The sequence below is a fragment of the Pseudomonas sp. R3.Fl genome (assembly GCF_023516765.1).
GTDB lineage: Bacteria > Pseudomonadota > Gammaproteobacteria > Pseudomonadales > Pseudomonadaceae > Pseudomonas > Pseudomonas citronellolis.
This window is the reverse complement of record NZ_JAMGSO010000001.1, coordinates 4,196,610-4,213,278: the sequence shown is the minus strand read 5'-3', so window position 1 is coordinate 4,213,278 and position 16,669 is coordinate 4,196,610. Positions and strand designations below refer to the sequence as shown.

Genomic DNA, 16,669 nt, shown 5'->3' with positions numbered 1-16,669 from the left:
CAGCGCGCCTGAGCGAAGCGGTCATTGCCCGCGCCGACGGCCGGGCTAGGCTTGCTGTGACCCCAGCACAGCGAGACCACCCCATGCTCTTTCCCGAAGAATTCGTCCGCCAGATGACCGAAGAGCACATCGCCTTCGTCAAGCGCACCGGGCTCAAGGCCGAAATCCTCGAGCGCGGCCACGTGCGCCTGCGCATGCCCCTGAAGGGCAACGAGAACCACCTGGGCACCATGTACGCCGCCGCCCTCTTCACCCTGGCCGAATTGCCGGGCGGGGTCCTGCGCCTGACCTGCTTCGAGAGCCACAACTTCTACCCCATCGTCAAGGAAGCCGGCCTGCGCTTCCGCCGCCCCGCCACCAGCGACGTCTGGGTCGAGGCCCGCCTGAGCGACGCCGAGATCGCCCGCATCGCCGAGGAGGCCACGCTCAACGGCAAGGCCGAGTACGTGCTGGACCTGCAACTGAAGGATGAACACGGCGAAGTGGTCGCCGAGAGCCACGCCGTCTATCAGCTGCGCAGCCGTTGATCCGCGGCCCTTGCGCTGCGTCAACATGCGCTCGCGCGGCTGGGCCAGAGTGGTGGGACCGCCGGAGGATCCCACCATGCCCAAGCACATCCTGGTCGCCCACGACCTCAGCGTCGAAGCCGACGTCGCCGTGCGCCGCGCCGCGCAACTGGCCGCCGAGCACGGCGCCCGCGTCAGCCTGCTGCACGTCATCGAACAGCCCCTGGGCGCACCGCTGCTGGCCAAGGCCCGGCAGAGCGCCGTCGCCGCGCTGCAGGACAGCGCCCACAGCGCGGGCCTGGAACACTACCAGCCGCTGGTCGCCGAAGGCCGCCCGGCCAGCGTGATAGCCGCCACGGCGCAGGAGCTGCAGGCGGACCTGCTGGTCACCGGCACCCACCGCCAGGCGCTGGTGGAGCGTTTCGACGGCACCACCCTGGAGCAGATCCTGCGCTGCAGCCGGGTGCCCGCCCTGCTGGTGACCGACTCGCAGCTGCGCCCCTACCAGCGGGCGCTCAGCGCCCTGGACTTCTCCGTCGGCGCCTGCCACGCCTGGCGCAGCGCCTGCGCCTGGCTGGCGCCGGGCGGCGAACTGCTGGCCCTGCATGCCTACGATGCCGGCAACGACCCCGCCAGGTTGCGCGAGCGCCTGGACGAGCAACGCCAGCTGCTGGAACAGCTGATGCACGACGAGAGCCAGCAGGTGGGCGGCCCGCTGCCGCAGCTCGAGTGCCTGGTGAGTTCGATGGGGGTTCGCGAAGCGCTGGACCACAGCCTGGCCGACTGGCGGCCGCAACTGCTAGTGCTCGGCAGCCGCGGGCGCGGCGCGCTACAGCAGGCCCTGCTGGGTAGCACGGCGCGCTACTACCTGCGCCGGCCGCCTTGCGACCTGCTGGTCAGTGCCTGAATAGAGCAGCTTCAAGCTTCAAGCAGACTGTGCAGTTCGACGAACTGCTGGGTCAGCTTGTGGCGGGGGTCGAGGTAGATCAGCGGGGTGCAGGCCTGGTGCGACTCGCGCATCTTCACCGAGCTCATCAGGTACACCGGCAGCACCGGCATTTCCTCTTCCACCAGTTCGTCGAGCAGTTGCTGTGGCAGGCTGGCGCGCGGCTGGAACTGGTTGACCACGATGCCCTCCACTTCCAGGTCCTCGTTGTGGTCCTCCTTCAGCTCCTCGATCTCGCGCAGCAGGCCGTACAGCGCCTGGCGGGAGAAGCTGTCGCAGTCGAAGGGGATCAGGCAGCGGTCGGCGGCGATCAGCGCGGATACCGTGTAGAAGTTCAGCGCCGGCGGGGTGTCCAGGTAGATGCGGTCGTAGTCCTCGGCCAGCTCGTCGAGCAGTTTGCGCAGCTTGTTGATCTTGTGCTTGGCCTCGAGCTTGGGCTGCAGGTCGGCCAACTCGGCGGTGGCGGTCACCACATGGAGGTTTTCGAACGGCGTCTCGTAGATGTCCACCTTGCCCTTGCGGGCGAAGGGGCCGCTGGAGAGGCTCTGCTTGAAGAAATCGGCGATGCCCATGGGCACGTCGTCGCCGGTCAGGCCGGTGAGGTAGTGGGTGGAATTGCCCTGGGCGTCCAGGTCCACCAGCAGCGTGCGGTAGCCCTCGGCGGCGCTCACGGCGGCCAGGTTGCAGGCAATGCTCGACTTGCCGACCCCGCCCTTCTGATTGAAAACCACGCGACGCATGAGCACCCCTCCAAGCCGTTCAAGTGACACCGGATTCTATGCAATGCCCATGACAAGGGCGAGCACTTGCGCATGCCGCCGGGCGGCGTCTAACCCGCCGCGCCTCGGGTGACCAGCTCGATGAAGGCCAGCGCCGCCGGCGAGGTCTCGCTGCGCCGCCGCACCAGCCACACCGAACTGGTCGCGCCGGGGTCCAGCAGGGTGCGGTAGACCACCCCGTCCACCCGCGTGCGGCGGAACGAGCCGGGCAGCATGGAAACCCCCAGCCCCGCCGCCACCAGGCCGATGATGGTCATGGCCTCGCCGGCTTCCTGGCTGATGCGCGGGGTGAAGCCGGCCTGCCGCGCCAGCGCCTGCAACTGGTCGTAGAGGCCGGTGCCGTAGCTGCGCGGGAAGAACACGAAGGGCTCCTCGGCCAGCGCCGCCAGCTCCAGCCCTTCCAGCGACTCGCGGGCCAGCGGGTGGTCAGCGCGCAGCACCGCCACCAGTGGCTCGCTGAACAACTCCACCGCCTCCAGCGAGGCCGGCAGCTGGAAGGAACGGATCACCCCGACCTGCAGGCGCTCTTCCTGCAGTGCTTCGACGATCTGCCGGCTGCTCATCTCCTGCAGGTCCAGGTGCACTTCCGGGTAGGCCTGGCGGAAGGCGTGGATGCTGCGCGGGATGGCCGAGGTGAAGGGCGCCGAGGCGGTGAAGCCGATGCGCAGCTCGCCCAGTTCGCCCTGGTGCGCGCGGCGCGCCAGGAGCACCGCGCGGTCGACCTGGGCCAACACCTGGCGGGCCTCGTCGAGGAACAGCCGGCCGGCTTCGGTCAGCGCCACCCGGCGGTTGGTGCGCTCCAGCAGGCGCGCGCCTATCTCCTCCTCCAGCGCCTGGATCTGCTGGCTCAGCGGCGGCTGGGAGATGCCCAGGGCCTCGGCGGCGCGGCCGAAATGCAGTTCCTCGGCGACGGCGATGAAGTAACGCAGGTGGCGCAGCTCCATGGGAACTCCGAATGAGTCGAATTACATATCAAACGTGTCGATCAATATATTGGAAATAATAAAAGCCCTTCCTTATCCTTGTCACACAAGCCCAATAACGACTTTCCACTTTCTGCCAGCCTGGCTGCGCGGGCCGATTTCGCTCGCCGCGAGGCACACCCCTTTCCAGAATCGAGGTGAGTTGTGAGTCACTCTGCCGTGCGGGCTTCGTCGGATTCCGAACCCGCCTTGCTGCAGGCCGCCGAGGCGGCCAACCAGGCGCTGGCCGGCGCCGTGAACGACATCGAGAGCTACATCGAGAAAGGCACCCCGGCCTTCATGCGCACCTCGCTTGCGCTGTTCTCCGGCGGCTTCGCCACCTTCGCCCTGCTCTACTGCGTGCAGCCGATGATGCCGGTGCTGTCGCAGACCTTCGCCCTCAGCGCCGCGCAGAGCAGCCTGGTGCTGTCCATCGCGACCATCATGATGGCCCTCGGCCTGCTGGTCACCGGGCCGATTTCCGACGCCATCGGGCGCAAGCCGATCATGGTCGCCTCGCTGGCCTTCGCCGCCCTCTTCACCCTGGCCAGCGCGGTGATGCCGACCTGGCACGGGGTGCTGGCCATGCGCGCGCTGGTCGGGCTGTCGCTCAGCGGCCTGGCGGCAGTGGGCATGACCTACCTGAGCGAGGAAATCCACCCGCAGCACATCGGCCTGTCCATGGGGCTGTACATCGGCGGCAACGCCATTGGCGGCATGAGTGGGCGGCTGATCACCGGCGTGCTGGTGGACTTCATGTCCTGGCACGCGGCCATCGCCATCCTCGGCGGCCTGGCCCTGGTGGCGGCCGTGGTGTTCTGGCGCATCCTCCCGGAGTCGCGCAATTTCCGCCCCACCCCGCTGAACCTCCGGCAACTGGCCGACGGCTTCGCCTCGCACCTGCGCGACGCCGGCCTGCCCTGGCTGTTCCTCGAGGGCTTCCTGCTGATGGGCGCCTTCGTCACCCTGTTCAACTACATCGGCTACCGCCTGCTGGCCGATCCGTACCACCTCAGCCAGGCCGTGGTCGGCGTGCTCTCGCTGGTGTACCTGGTGGGCATCTACAGCTCCGCCTGGGTCGGCTCGCTGGCCGACCGCCTGGGCCGGCGCAAGGTGCTCTGGGCGGTGATAGTGCTGATGCTCAGCGGCCTGCTGCTGACCCTGCTGCCGGCGCTGCCGCTGATAGTCGCGGGCATGCTGCTGTTCACCTTCGGCTTCTTCGCCGCGCACTCGGTGGCCAGCAGCTGGATCGGCCGCCGCGCGCTCAAGGCCAAGGGCCAGGCCTCGTCGCTGTACCTGTTCAGCTACTACCTGGGCTCCAGCGTGGCCGGCACCACCGGCGGGGTGTTCTGGCACCACTTCGGCTGGACCGGCGTCGGCCTGTTCATCGCCGCGCTGCTGAGCACCGCCGTGCTGGTGGCGTTGCACCTGGCGCGCCTAGCAGTGTTACCGCGCACCCTTCCCGCACTGAGCACCTCGCATAGCTGAGTAGTTTCTACACACTCAGTTATGCCTCTGTCGGTGATAGATATGCCAGCGTCGCCTCTGGATATGACATTCCCATGATCGCGACGCCCCTATCCCGGGGCGTCGTGGCGCTTCTACCCAATTCTTTCGCGCCTACGACCAAGGTCGTAACAAAATGTGGCGCGCATCTTGCGTTCAGGAAAAGGAACACCTCGTTGGATTATCAAAACGGCTTCGGCTGCGCAGGACGCATTTCCTTCCTTTTCTCGCTGTAGGTAACGCATGAGCAGTACCCCATCCGCCGGTCTGGCCCAGGGCCTGAAGAACCGTCACGTCACCATGTTGTCCATCGCCGGGGCCATCGGCGCCGGCCTCTTCGTCGGCTCCGGCCACGCCATCGCCGAAGCCGGCCCGGGCGTCATGGTTTCCTACCTGGCCGCCGGCCTGCTGGTGGTCCTGGTCATGCGCATGCTGGCCGAAATGGCCGTCGCGCAGCCGGACAGCGGCTCCTTCTCCACCTACGCCGACCGCGCCATCGGCCACTGGGCCGGCTTCACCATCGGCTGGCTGTACTGGTGGTTCTGGGTGCTGGTGATCCCGCTGGAGGCCAACGCCGCCGCCGCCATCATCCACGCCTGGATCCCCGGCGCGCCGATCTGGGTCCTGGCCTTCGTGATCACCGCGGCGCTGACCGTGACCAACCTGTTCAGCGTGAAGAACTACGGTGAGTTCGAGTTCTGGCTGGCGCTGATCAAGGTCGGCTCGATCATCGCCTTCCTGGTCATGGGTTGCGCGGCCATCTTCGGCGTCTCGCTGAACCCCGAGGTCAGCGGCATCAGCCACCTGTACGCCGAGGGCGGCTTCCTGCCCAAGGGCTGGGGCGCCGTGCTGGCGGCCCTGCTGACCACCATGTTCTCCTTCATGGGCTCGGAGATCGTCACCATCGCCGCCACCGAGTCCAAGGACCCGGCGCAGCAGATCACCCGCGCCACCAACTCGGTGATCTGGCGTATCGCGCTGTTCTACCTGCTGTCGATCCTGATCGTGGTCTGCCTGGTGCCGTGGAACGACCCGCGCCTGGTGAGCATGGGCTCCTACCAGACCGTGCTGGAGCATCTGCATGTGCCCTACGCCAAGCTGATCGTCGACATCATCGTCCTGGTCTCGGTGACCAGCTGCCTGAACTCGGCGCTCTACACCGCCTCGCGGATGATGTACTCGCTGAGCAAGCGCGGCGACGCCCCGCGCATCGCCCAGGTGACCAGCGCCAGCCGCACCCCGGTGTACGCCGTGCTGCTGTCCACCGCCATGGCCTTCCTGTGCACCTTCGCCAACTACCTGGCCCCGGCCGAAGTGTTCAACTTCCTGCTGGCCAGCTCCGGCGCCATCGCCCTGCTGGTGTACCTGGTGATCGCCATTTCGCAGCTGAACATGCGCAAGAAGCTGCTCGCCCAGGGCCACCAACTGACGCTGAAGATGTGGCTGTTCCCCTGGCTGACCTGGGCGGTGATCATCTTCATCAGCGCCGCGCTGGTGATCATGATGATCCGCCCGGACCACCGCATGGAGGTGGTCGCCACCGCCCTGCTGACCATCGTGGTGGTGTGCTCCGGCCTGTTGGTCTCGAACCGTCGCAAGGCCCAACGCGCCACAGGCTACGCGGCCGACGCCGCCTGACGCAGCGCCCATGAAAAAGCCCCGCCATTGGCGGGGCTTTTTCGTTGGGTGCATGTTTTGTAGGAGCGCGCCCTGCGCGCGAATCGCGGGCAGGGCCCGCTCCTACAGGCTGGCACCGAATTTTCCGACCATGCCCGCAGGGCGAAGCGTCAGTGATACTGCGCCGACAGCTCGTGCACCGCCTCGAAGAAGACGCCGGCATGGGCCGGGTCGACTTCCGGGGTGATGCCGTGGCCGAGGTTGAACACGTGGCCGCTGCCCTGGCCGTAGGCGCCGAGGATGCGCGCCACTTCGCGGCGGATGGCTTCCGGGTTGGCGTAGAGCACCGACGGGTCCATGTTGCCCTGCAGCGCCACCTTGTCGCCGACGCGGGCGCGGGCGCTGCCGATGTCGCAGGTCCAGTCCAGGCCCAGCGCTTCGGCGCCGGTGTCGGCCATGGATTCCAGCCACAGGCCGCCACCCTTGGTGAAGAGGATCACCGGCACCTGGCGGCCGTCGTGCTCGCGGATCAGGCCGTCGACGATCTTCTTCATGTAGGCCAGGGAGAACTCCTGGTACGCCGCCGCCGAGAGGCTGCCGCCCCAGGAGTCGAAGATCTGCACGGCCTGGGCGCCGGCGCGGATCTGCCCGTTGAGGTAGCTGGTGACCGACTGCGCCAGCTTGTCGAGCAGCGCGTGCATGGCCTGCGGGTTGTCGTAGAGCATCGCCTTGGACTTGCGGAAGTCCCTGCTGGAGCCGCCTTCGACCATGTAGGTGGCGAGGGTCCAGGGGCTGCCGGAGAAACCGATCAGCGGCACCCGGCCGTTCAGTTCGCGGCGGATGGTGCGCACGGCGTCCATGACGTAGCCCAGGTCCTTCTCCGGATCGGGGATCGGCAGCGCCTCGATGTCGGCCAGGCTGGAGACCACCTTCTTGAAGCGCGGGCCCTCGCCGCTCTCGAAGAACAGACCCTGGCCCATGGCGTCGGGGATGGTGAGGATGTCGGAGAAGAGGATCGCCGCGTCCAGCTGCGGGTAGCGGTCCAGCGGCTGCAGGGTCACCTCGCAAGCCAGTTGCGGGTTCATGCACAGGCTCATGAAGTCCCCGGCCTTGGCGCGGGTGGCGCGGTATTCCGGGAGATAGCGGCCGGCCTGGCGCATCATCCACACGGGGGTAACGTCGACGGGCTGCTTGAGCAGGGCACGGAGGAAGCGATCGTTCTTCAGGGCAGTCATGGCGGCATCCGGCAAAAAAGTGCGGGCATTTTCGCAAAGCCCAAAGCAAAAGGCACGGCGGGGGCCGTGCCTTTTGTCCATCGCGGCATTCTGCCGCAGCGCTGGTGCTTCTGCTCTTCGTAGGAGCGAGCTTGCTCGCGAACAAACCCCTGCAGCGGGGCTAGGGTTCGCGAGCAAGCTCGCTCCTACAAGAGCAGGCGTCAGACGCCGAGGTAGTCGAGGATGCCTTCGGCGGCCGTGCGGCCTTCAAAGATCGCCGTCACCACCAGGTCGGAACCGCGGACCATGTCGCCGCCGGCGAAGATCTTCGGGTTGCTGGTCTGGTGCTTGAACTGCGCGGCGGCCGGGGCGATGACGCGGCCCTGGCTGTCGATCTCGACCTGGTGCTGCTCGAACCAGGGCGCCGGGCTCGGGCGGAAGCCGAAGGCGATCAGCACGGCTTCGGCCGGGATGATCTCCTCGGAGCCCGGGATCGGCTCGGGGCTGCGGCGGCCACGGGCGTCCGGTTCGCCGAGACGGGTCTCGACCACCTTCACGCCTTCCACCTTGTCCTCGCCGACGATGGCGATGGGCTGGCGGTTGAAGAGGAACTTCACGCCCTCTTCCTTGGCGTTCTTCACCTCTTTGCGCGAACCGGGCATGTTCTCTTCGTCGCGGCGGTAGGCGCAGGTCACGCTCTTGGCGCCCTGACGGATGGAGGTGCGGTTGCAGTCCATCGCGGTGTCGCCGCCGCCCAGGACCACCACGCGCTTGCCCTTCATGTCGACGAAGTCCTCGGGGGACTTCTCGAAGCCGAGGTTGCGGTTCACGTTGGCGATCAGGAAGTCCAGCGCATCGTGCACGCCGGGCAGGTCCTCGCCGGGGAAGCCACCCTTCATGTAGGTGTAGGTGCCCATGCCCATGAACACGGCATCGTACTCATCGAGCAACTGCTCCATGGTCACGTCCTTGCCGATCTCAGTGTTCAGGCGGAACTCGATGCCCATGCCGCTGAAGACTTCGCGGCGACGCGACAGCACGTGCTTTTCCAGCTTGAACTCGGGGATGCCGAAGGTCAGCAGGCCGCCGATTTCCGGGTTGCGGTCGAATACCACCGGGGTCACGCCGTTGCGCACCAGCACGTCGGCGCAGCCCAGGCCGGCCGGGCCGGCGCCGATCACCGCGACGCGCTTGCCGGTGGGCTTGACCTTGGACATGTCCGGGCGCCAGCCCATGGCGAAGGCGGTGTCGGTGATGTATTTCTCCACCGAGCCGATGGTCACCGCGCCGAAACCGTCGTTGAGGGTGCAGGCACCCTCGCAGAGGCGGTCCTGCGGACACACCCGGCCGCAGACTTCCGGCAGGGTGTTGGTCTGGTGCGACAGCTCGGCGGCGGCCAGGATGTTGCCTTCGGAAACCAGCTTCAGCCAGTTGGGGATGAAGTTGTGGACCGGGCACTTCCACTCGCAGTACGGGTTGCCGCAGCCCAGGCAGCGATGGGCCTGGTCAGCCGCCTGCTGCGGCTTGAACAGGTCGTAGATTTCCACGAACTCGCGCTTGCGCTGGCGCAGCAGTTTCTTCTTCGGATCCTTGCGCCCGACTTCGATGAACTGGAAGTCATTGTTGAGACGTTCAGACATTTCAAGACCTCTTCAGACTTCAGGCGCTTATTGCGGGTTGGCACGGGTGCTGGTCAGCAGGGAACCGAGGCTCGCGGCCTTCGGTTTCACCAGCCAGAACCGACGCAGGTAGTCGTCGAGGTTCTCCAGCAGGTTCGCACCCCACTCACTCGCCGTTTCCTCGACATATTCCACCAGGACCTTGCGCAGGTGGCTGCGCTGGGCCTCCATCGCCTCGCCGCTGATCCGCTGGATTTCCACCAGCTCATGGTTCACGCGGTCGACGAAGGTGTTGTCCATGTCCAGGACGTAGGCGAAGCCCCCGGTCATGCCGGAGCCGAAGTTGTAACCGGTCTTGCCCAGTACACAGACGAAGCCGCCGGTCATGTACTCGCAGCAGTGGTCGCCAGTGCCTTCCACAACCGCGTGGGCGCCGGAGTTGCGCACGCCGAAACGCTCGCCCGCGGTGCCGGCGGCGAACAGCTTGCCGCCGGTGGCGCCATACAGGCAGGTGTTGCCGACGATGGCCGACTCCTGGGTCTTGAACGGGCTGCCCTTGGGCGGGGTCACCACCAGCTTGCCGCCGGTCATGCCCTTGCCCACGTAGTCGTTGGCGTCGCCTTCCAGGTACAGGTGCAGGCCGCCGGCGTTCCACACGCCGAAGCTCTGCCCCGCGGTACCCTTGAAGCGGAAGGTGATCGGCGCCTTGGCCATGCCCTGGTTGCCATGCACCCGGGCGATCTCGCCGGACACGCGCGCGCCGATGGAACGGTCGCAGTTGCAGATGTCCAGCTCGTACTCGCCGCCCTTGGCGCCTTCGATGGCGCCGCGGGCCAGCTCGACCATCTTCTCGGCCAGCAGGCCCTGGTCGAACGGCGGGTTCTTCTCGACTTCACAGAACTGCGGCTTCTCGGCCGGGATCAGGTCGCTGCCCAGCAGCGGGGTGAGGTCGAGGTTGCCCTGCTTGGCGGTTTCGCCGGGCAGGATTTCCAGCAGGTCGGTACGGCCGATCAGCTCGGCGAGGCTGCGCACGCCCAGCTTGGCCAGCCATTCGCGGGTCTCGCTGGCGATGAAGGTGAAGAAGTTCGTCACCATCTCGACCGTGCCGATGAAGTGGTCCTTGCGCAGCTTGTCGTTCTGGGTGGCCACGCCGGTGGCGCAGTTGTTCAGGTGGCAGATGCGCAGGTACTTGCAGCCCAGGGCGATCATCGGCGCGGTACCGAAGCCGAAGCTCTCGGCGCCGAGGATGGCCGCCTTGATCACATCCAGACCAGTCTTCAGGCCGCCGTCGGTCTGCACGCGGACCTTGCCGCGCAGGTCGTTGCCGCGCAGGGTCTGGTGCGCCTCGGCGAGGCCCAGCTCCCAAGGCGAACCGGCGTACTTGATGGAGGTGATGGGCGAAGCACCGGTACCGCCGTCGTAGCCGGAGATGGTGATCAGGTCGGCATAGGCCTTGGCCACGCCGGCGGCGATGGTGCCCACGCCCGGCTCGGAGACCAGCTTCACCGACACCAGCGCCTGCGGGTTGACCTGCTTGAGGTCGAAGATCAGCTGCGCCAGGTCCTCGATGGAATAGATGTCGTGGTGCGGCGGCGGCGAGATCAAAGTCACGCCGGGCACCGCGTAGCGCAGGCGGGCGATCAGGCCGTTGACCTTGCCGCCGGGCAGTTGGCCGCCCTCGCCAGGCTTGGCGCCCTGGGCCACCTTGATCTGCAGGACCTCGGCGTTGACCAGGTATTCCGGGGTCACGCCGAAGCGGCCGGTGGCCACCTGCTTGATCTTCGAGCTCTTCAGCGTGCCGTAGCGCGCCGGGTCCTCGCCGCCCTCACCGGAGTTGGAGCGCCCGCCGAGGCGGTTCATGGCTTCGGCCAGGGCCTCGTGGGCTTCCGGCGACAACGCGCCGAGGGAGATGCCGGCGGCGTCGAAGCGCTTGAAGATCGACTCCAGCGGCTCGATTTCGTCGAGGCTCAGCGGCTGCGCGGCGGTCTTCACCTGCAGCAGGTCGCGGAGCATCGACACCGGGCGCTTGTCCACCAGCGCGGTGTATTCCTTGAACTTCTCGTAGTCGCCCTGCTGCACGGCGGCCTGCAGGGTGTTGACCACGTCCGGGTTGTAGGCGTGGTACTCGCCGCCGTAGACGAACTTCAGCAGGCCGCCCTGCTGGATCGCCTTGCGGTTGTTCCAGGCCTCGCCGGCGAGCAGCTTCTGCTCGTTCTCGATGTCGAGGAAGCGCGCGCCCTGGATGCGGCTGGGCACGCCCGGGAAGCACAGGCCGGTGACCTCGTCGGCCAGGCCGATGGCTTCGAACAGCTGGGCGCCGCGGTAGGAGGCGATGGTGGAGATGCCCATCTTCGACAGGATCTTCATCAGGCCCTTGGAGATGCCCTTGCGGTAGTACTTGAACACCTCGTAGAGGTCGCCCAGCACTTCGCCGGTACGGATCAGGTCGGCCAGCACCTCGTAGGCGAGGAACGGGTAGACCGCCGAGGCGCCGAAGCCCACCAGCACCGCGAAGTGGTGCGGGTCGCGGGCGGTGGCGGTCTCCACCAGGATGTTCGAGTCGCAGCGCAGGCCGGTCTGCACCAGGCGGTGGTGCACGGCGCCCACGGCCAGGGCCGCGTGCACCGGCAGCTTGCCAGGGGCGATGTGGCGGTCGGAGAGCACCAGCAGCACTTTGCCGGCGCGCACGGCTTCCTCGGCCTGATCGGCGATGTTGCGCACGGCCGCTTCGAGGCCGACGGACTCGTCGTAGTTCAGGTCGATGTGGTGGCGGTCGAAGCCCGGGCGCTCCAGGTTCATCAGGCTGCGCCACTTCGCCGGGGAGATCACCGGGGTGGTCAGGATGGCCTGGTTGGCGTGGTGCGGCGACTCTTCGAAGATGTTCTGCTCGACGCCCAGGCAGGTCTCCAGGGACATCACGATCGCCTCGCGCAGCGGGTCGATCGGCGGGTTGGTGACCTGGGCGAAGACCTGGCGGAAGTAGTCGTAGGGCGAGCGGATGCGCTTGGACAGCACCGCCATCGGGGTGTCGTCGCCCATCGAGCCGACCGCTTCCTGGCCCTGTTCGGCCAGCGGGCGCAGCACCTGGTCACGCTCCTCGAAGGTGACCTGGAACATCTTCATGTACTGCTTGAGCTGGTCGCTGTCGTAGCTGGCCACGCCCTGGTCGTCTTCCAGGGTCGCCTGGATGCGCAGCGCACTCTGGCGCAGCCACTGCTTGTACGGGTGACGCGACTTCAGGCGGTTGTCGATGTCCTCGGTCTGCAGCAGCTGGCCGGTCTCGGTGTCCACCGCGAGGATCTGCCCCGGGCCGACGCGGCCCTTGGCCAGCACGTCCTCGGCCTTGTAGTCCCACACGCCGATTTCCGAGGCCAGGGTGATGTAGCCGTTCCTGGTGGTGACCCAGCGCGCCGGGCGCAGGCCGTTGCGGTCGAGCAGGCAGACGGCGTAGCGGCCGTCGGTCAGCACCACGCCGGCGGGGCCGTCCCACGGCTCCATGTGCAGCGAGTTGAATTCATAGAACGCACGCAGGTCGGCGTCCATGGTCTCGACGTTCTGCCAGGCCGGCGGGATGATCATGCGCAGGCCGCGGAACATGTCCATGCCGCCGGTGACCATCAGCTCGAGCATGTTGTCCATGCTCGAGGAGTCTGAACCCACGCGGTTGACCAGCGGGCCGAGCTCGTCGAGGTTCGGCATGAACTCGTTGACGAACTTGCTGCGCCGGGCCTGGGCCCAGTTGCGGTTGCCGGTGATGGTGTTGATCTCGCCGTTGTGCGCCAGCAGGCGGAACGGCTGGGCCAGCGGCCACTTCGGCAGGGTGTTGGTGGAGAAGCGCTGGTGGAAGACGCAGATGGCGGTCTTCAGGCGCTCGTCGGAAAGGTCCGGATAGAAGGCGGCGAGGTCCGCCGGCATCATCAGGCCCTTATAGATCATGGTCTTGTGCGAGAAGCTGCAGACGTAGTGGTCGGCATCGGCGGCGTTGGCCACCGAGGAGCGCCGACGGGCGCAGAACAGCTTCACGGCGAAGTCCTGGTCGGACAGCCCTTCGCCACCGACGAACACCTGCTCGATCTGCGGCAGGCGCTCCAGGGCCAGGCGGCCGAGCACGCTGGTGTCGATCGGCACCTTGCGCCAGCCGACCAGCTGCAGGCCTTCGGCCTCGATCTCGCGATTCATGTTCGCGCGAGCGGCCTCGGCCTTCACCGGGTCCTGGTTGAAGAAGACCATGCCCACCGCATACTGGGCGGGCAGATCGGTCGCGAACTCGGCCTTGGCCACCGCCCGCAGGAACGCATCGGGCTTCTGGATCAGCAGCCCACAGCCATCCCCGGTCTTCCCGTCCGCGTTGATCCCACCTCGGTGGGTCATGCAGGTCAGTGCTTCGATGGCGGTTTGCAGAAGTTCATGGCTTGGCTCGCCCTGCATATGGGCGATCAGGCCGAATCCGCAGTTATCCTTGAACGTCTCAGGATGGTACAGACCTGCTTTCATAGGGAACTCTCACCGGCAAAACTTTTTTAATTCAGCGACTTCGCCTGTCTTCTCGCTCAAGCGGCAAGTTTCCGACAGGCAAAGGGAGGCCATTGTACATAGGTACAAGGCGCCTCACAAATTTTTGGCGAGAGGCTGAAACTGGATGTCGCATTCCTGAAAGAAAAAACCCGCCAGTCGTGCTTGTGACTGGCGGGTTTTCATTTTTGCGACAGCGCGTCAGTGGGCGCTGGCGATTTCCTGCTGGATGCTGGCGAAGGTGCGCGGCCAGGGTTTGCCGCCCTGGGCCTTGGCCGACAGGCTCTTCACCGCGGCCACGGCGGCGGCGCGGCTGGGGAAGCTGCCGTAGGTCACCACGTAGAAGGGCTTGCCCTGCAGGGTCTTGCGGAAGTAGCGGTACTCGCCGCCGCCCTGCTTGCTGATGTAGGCCTTGGCGCTGGCCTCGGAGCCAGTGCCCAGCACCTGCACAGCATAATTCCCCGCGGGCTGCGAGCGATACCACTGGCTACCGGCACCACCGGCGGCGGCGCTGGCCTTGGCCGGGGCCGCAGGCTTGCTCGGCGCAGCCTTGGCCACGGCCTTGGGTTCTGCCGGCTTGGCCGCGGGCTTGGCGACCGGTTTCACCGGCTCGGCCTTGGCCACCGGTTTGCTGACCGGGGCCGGGGCAGGCGTCGAAACCACCGGCTGCGCCGGAGCGCTCGCCACGCTCGGCGCCGACGGCACCGGATTCAGCGGTTGCGGCGCGCTCTTTCCGGCCAGCGGCGCGAGCGGCGGTGCAGAGGTGGTCACGGTCGGCGGCACGCCGGGCGCGGGCATGGCGCCTTCGTCAGCGTCTTCCTGGCCACCGGCCTGGGCCATGGGCTCGCGGATGACCGGCTGGGCCTCGCCCACCAGCGGCAGCGGCACCGGCTGGTTGGAACCGGCGAACTCCACCGAGGGGCCGGAGCCCGAGGCCGGCGCCTGGGCGGCGCCCGGCTGCGCGGCGGACCCCATCGGCAACTGCGCGGAAGCCTGGGTGGCGGCGCTATCCGGCTTGCTGGTGCGGCCCTGCATGAACCAGGCGGCGACAACGCCGATGGCGACCACGCCGAGGATCAGCAGATGTTTCTTCGGCAGGCGCAGGCTGGCGCCAGGAGCGGCCTTGCGGGCGCCGCCACGGTCGGCCAGCATCGCCTCGATCAGGGCGTCGCGGGCCACCTGGTTGATCGAGCCCGGCCAGCCGCCGGACTGCTCGTGGATATCGGCCAGCAGGTCGTCGGAAATCAGCTCCGCGCCCTGCCCTGCGCCTTCCAGGCGCTGCGCCAGGTATTCGCGGGTTTCTTCCTCGCTGTAGGGCTGCAGTTCGATGGCGTGGAAGCGCTCCTCGCCCTCGGACAGCGCCTCCAGCCGCGACAGCAGCTCGGGCTCGCCGAACAGGAACACGTGCAGGCGCGCCTCGCTGTTGCCGGCGGCCAGCAACAGCAGCACTTCCAGGGCGCCGTCACGCAGTTGCTCGGCATCGTCCACCAGCAGGTAGACGTCCTGCCCGGTGATCGCCAACTGGGCGACCTTGGCCAGGATGGCCTCGATGCTCACCTGGGTGATGCCAAGGCCCTGGGCCAGTTGGCGCATCAGGGTGGCTTCGTCGGCCGCCGAACGGCCGGAGATCACCACGCTGGACACCGCATCCTTGTTGGTGCTGGCCACCAGAGCCTGGCGCAGCAGCGTCTTGCCGCTGCCCAGGGGGCCGGTCACCGCCAGCAGCAGGTGGCTGTAGCGCGCCAGGTGGTGCAGTTGGCCCAGCACCGGCTTGCGCTGTGCCGGGAAGAACTTGAAGCCAGGAACCCGCGGAGCGAAGGGGTCGTGGCTGAACTGGTAGTGGGCCAGGAAGGCCTCATCGGCATGCAAGCTGGACATGGGACCTCAATGTTCTCCTAACTGATCGACCAGGGCCTGGTAATCAGTACGCAGGGTTTCTTCCAGAATCTCACGAGGGAAGTCCGCAGTGACCACCGCATCCCCCAGCCCTTTCAGCAATACGAGGCGCAGACGGCCGTCGAGCACCTTCTTGTCCACCGCCATGTGCTCGAGGAAGTCCCCGGCGCTCATTTCCTTCGGCGGCACCACCGGCAGTTTCGCCCGCTGCAGCAGGCGCACGCCACGGTCGCGCTCGGCGGCGGTCAGCCAGCCCAACAGATGCGACATCTGCAGTGCCATCACGGTTCCCGCACCCACGGCTTCGCCGTGCAGCCAGACGCCATAGCCCATGTGGGTCTCGATGGCATGACCAAAGGTGTGGCCGAGGTTCAGGGTGGCGCGCACCCCGGATTCCCGTTCGTCGGCGCCCACCACCCGGGCCTTGGCCGCGCAGGAGCGCTCGATGGCTTCGGCCAGGGCGGCGGAGTCGAGCGCCAGCAGCGCGTCGACGCTGTCTTCCAGCCAGGCTAGGAAAGGCTCGTCGCAGATCAGGCCGTACTTGATCACTTCCGCCAGGCCGGCGGACAGCTCGCGCTCCGGCAGCGTGCGCAGCGAGGCGGCATCGATCACCACCGCCTGCGGCTGGTAGAAGGCGCCGATCATGTTCTTGCCCAGCGGGTGGTTGATACCGGTCTTGCCGCCCACCGAGGAATCCACCTGGGACAGCAGGGTGGTCGGCACCTGGATGAAATCGACGCCGCGCTGGTAGCAGGCCGCGGCGAAGCCGGTCATGTCGCCGACCACGCCGCCGCCGAGGGCGATCAGGGTGGTCTTGCGATCATGCCGCGCCTGCAGCAGGGCATCGAAGATCAGCTGCAGGGTTTCCCACTGCTTGTAGGCTTCGCCATCGGGCAGGACCACGGAAATCTGCGCGTAGTCGGCCAGCGTCTTCTGCAGACGCGCCAGGTACAGCGGCGCGATGGTCTCGTTGGTGACGATGGCGACCTGCCGCCCACGGATATGCGGCGCGAAATAACGCGGATCGTCCAGCAGCCCTTCGCCGATGTGGATCGGGTAGCTGCGGTCGCCGAGATCGACAGTGAGTGTGCGCATGAAGCCCCCAGACAGGA

The 16,669-nt window shown here is 67.1% G+C and carries 11 protein-coding genes; 4 read left to right on the top strand and 7 right to left on the bottom strand.

Annotated features, from left to right (window positions below):
- Positions 1-83: 83 nt before the first annotated feature.
- Positions 84-527 (top strand): YiiD C-terminal domain-containing protein, encoded by a 444-nt coding sequence (locus M8R19_RS18570; protein ID WP_249918550.1) that lies wholly within the window; start codon positions 84-86, stop codon positions 525-527.
- Between the two features lie 76 nt (positions 528-603).
- Positions 604-1,413, top strand: a complete 810-nt coding sequence (locus M8R19_RS18565; protein ID WP_249918549.1) for a universal stress protein — start codon at positions 604-606, stop codon at positions 1,411-1,413.
- An 11-nt stretch (positions 1,414-1,424) separates the two neighbouring features.
- Here the strand turns inward: M8R19_RS18565 and M8R19_RS18560 are convergent, their stop codons facing one another.
- The gene (locus tag M8R19_RS18560) at positions 1,425-2,192 is read right to left on the bottom strand and encodes a ParA family protein (RefSeq protein ID WP_249918548.1); all 768 of its coding nucleotides are present in this window, start codon (positions 2,190-2,192) and stop codon (positions 1,425-1,427) included.
- A gap of 89 nt (positions 2,193-2,281) precedes the next feature.
- Positions 2,282-3,175 carry a LysR family transcriptional regulator gene (locus tag M8R19_RS18555; RefSeq protein WP_249918547.1) on the bottom strand — a complete coding sequence of 298 codons (894 nt, stop codon included), beginning with the start codon at positions 3,173-3,175 and terminating at the stop codon, positions 2,282-2,284.
- 183 nt (positions 3,176-3,358) lie between these two features.
- Here M8R19_RS18555 and M8R19_RS18550 point away from each other — a divergent pair, with 183 nt between their 5' ends.
- Positions 3,359-4,681: an MFS transporter gene (locus tag M8R19_RS18550; RefSeq protein WP_249918546.1), complete on the top strand. Its 1,323-nt coding sequence runs from the start codon at positions 3,359-3,361 to the stop codon at positions 4,679-4,681.
- Positions 4,682-4,942: 261 nt separating this feature from the next.
- Positions 4,943-6,337 carry a GABA permease gene (gene gabP, locus M8R19_RS18545; RefSeq protein ID WP_249918545.1) on the top strand — a complete coding sequence of 465 codons (1,395 nt, stop codon included), beginning with the start codon at positions 4,943-4,945 and terminating at the stop codon, positions 6,335-6,337.
- A gap of 149 nt (positions 6,338-6,486) precedes the next feature.
- On the opposite strand, the gene hemE is transcribed toward gabP, so the two are convergent.
- The 5 genes from hemE to aroB form a co-directional block, all read right to left on the bottom strand.
- The gene (gene hemE / locus M8R19_RS18540; RefSeq protein WP_249918544.1) at positions 6,487-7,551 is read right to left on the bottom strand and encodes a uroporphyrinogen decarboxylase; all 1,065 of its coding nucleotides are present in this window, start codon (positions 7,549-7,551) and stop codon (positions 6,487-6,489) included.
- A 200-nt stretch (positions 7,552-7,751) separates the two neighbouring features.
- Positions 7,752-9,170, bottom strand: a complete 1,419-nt coding sequence (locus M8R19_RS18535; RefSeq protein WP_116424170.1) for a glutamate synthase small subunit GltD family protein — start codon at positions 9,168-9,170, stop codon at positions 7,752-7,754.
- A gap of 27 nt (positions 9,171-9,197) precedes the next feature.
- Positions 9,198-13,643, bottom strand: a complete 4,446-nt coding sequence (gltB, locus tag M8R19_RS18530) for a glutamate synthase large subunit (RefSeq protein WP_249918543.1) — start codon at positions 13,641-13,643, stop codon at positions 9,198-9,200.
- Positions 13,644-13,862: 219 nt separating this feature from the next.
- Positions 13,863-15,539 (bottom strand): AAA family ATPase, encoded by a 1,677-nt coding sequence (locus M8R19_RS18525; protein ID WP_074985590.1) that lies wholly within the window; start codon positions 15,537-15,539, stop codon positions 13,863-13,865.
- A gap of 6 nt (positions 15,540-15,545) precedes the next feature.
- Entirely contained in the window at positions 15,546-16,652 is a 1,107-nt protein-coding gene (gene aroB / locus M8R19_RS18520) for a 3-dehydroquinate synthase (protein WP_249918542.1), read from the bottom strand.
- Positions 16,653-16,669: the final 17 nt, after the last annotated feature.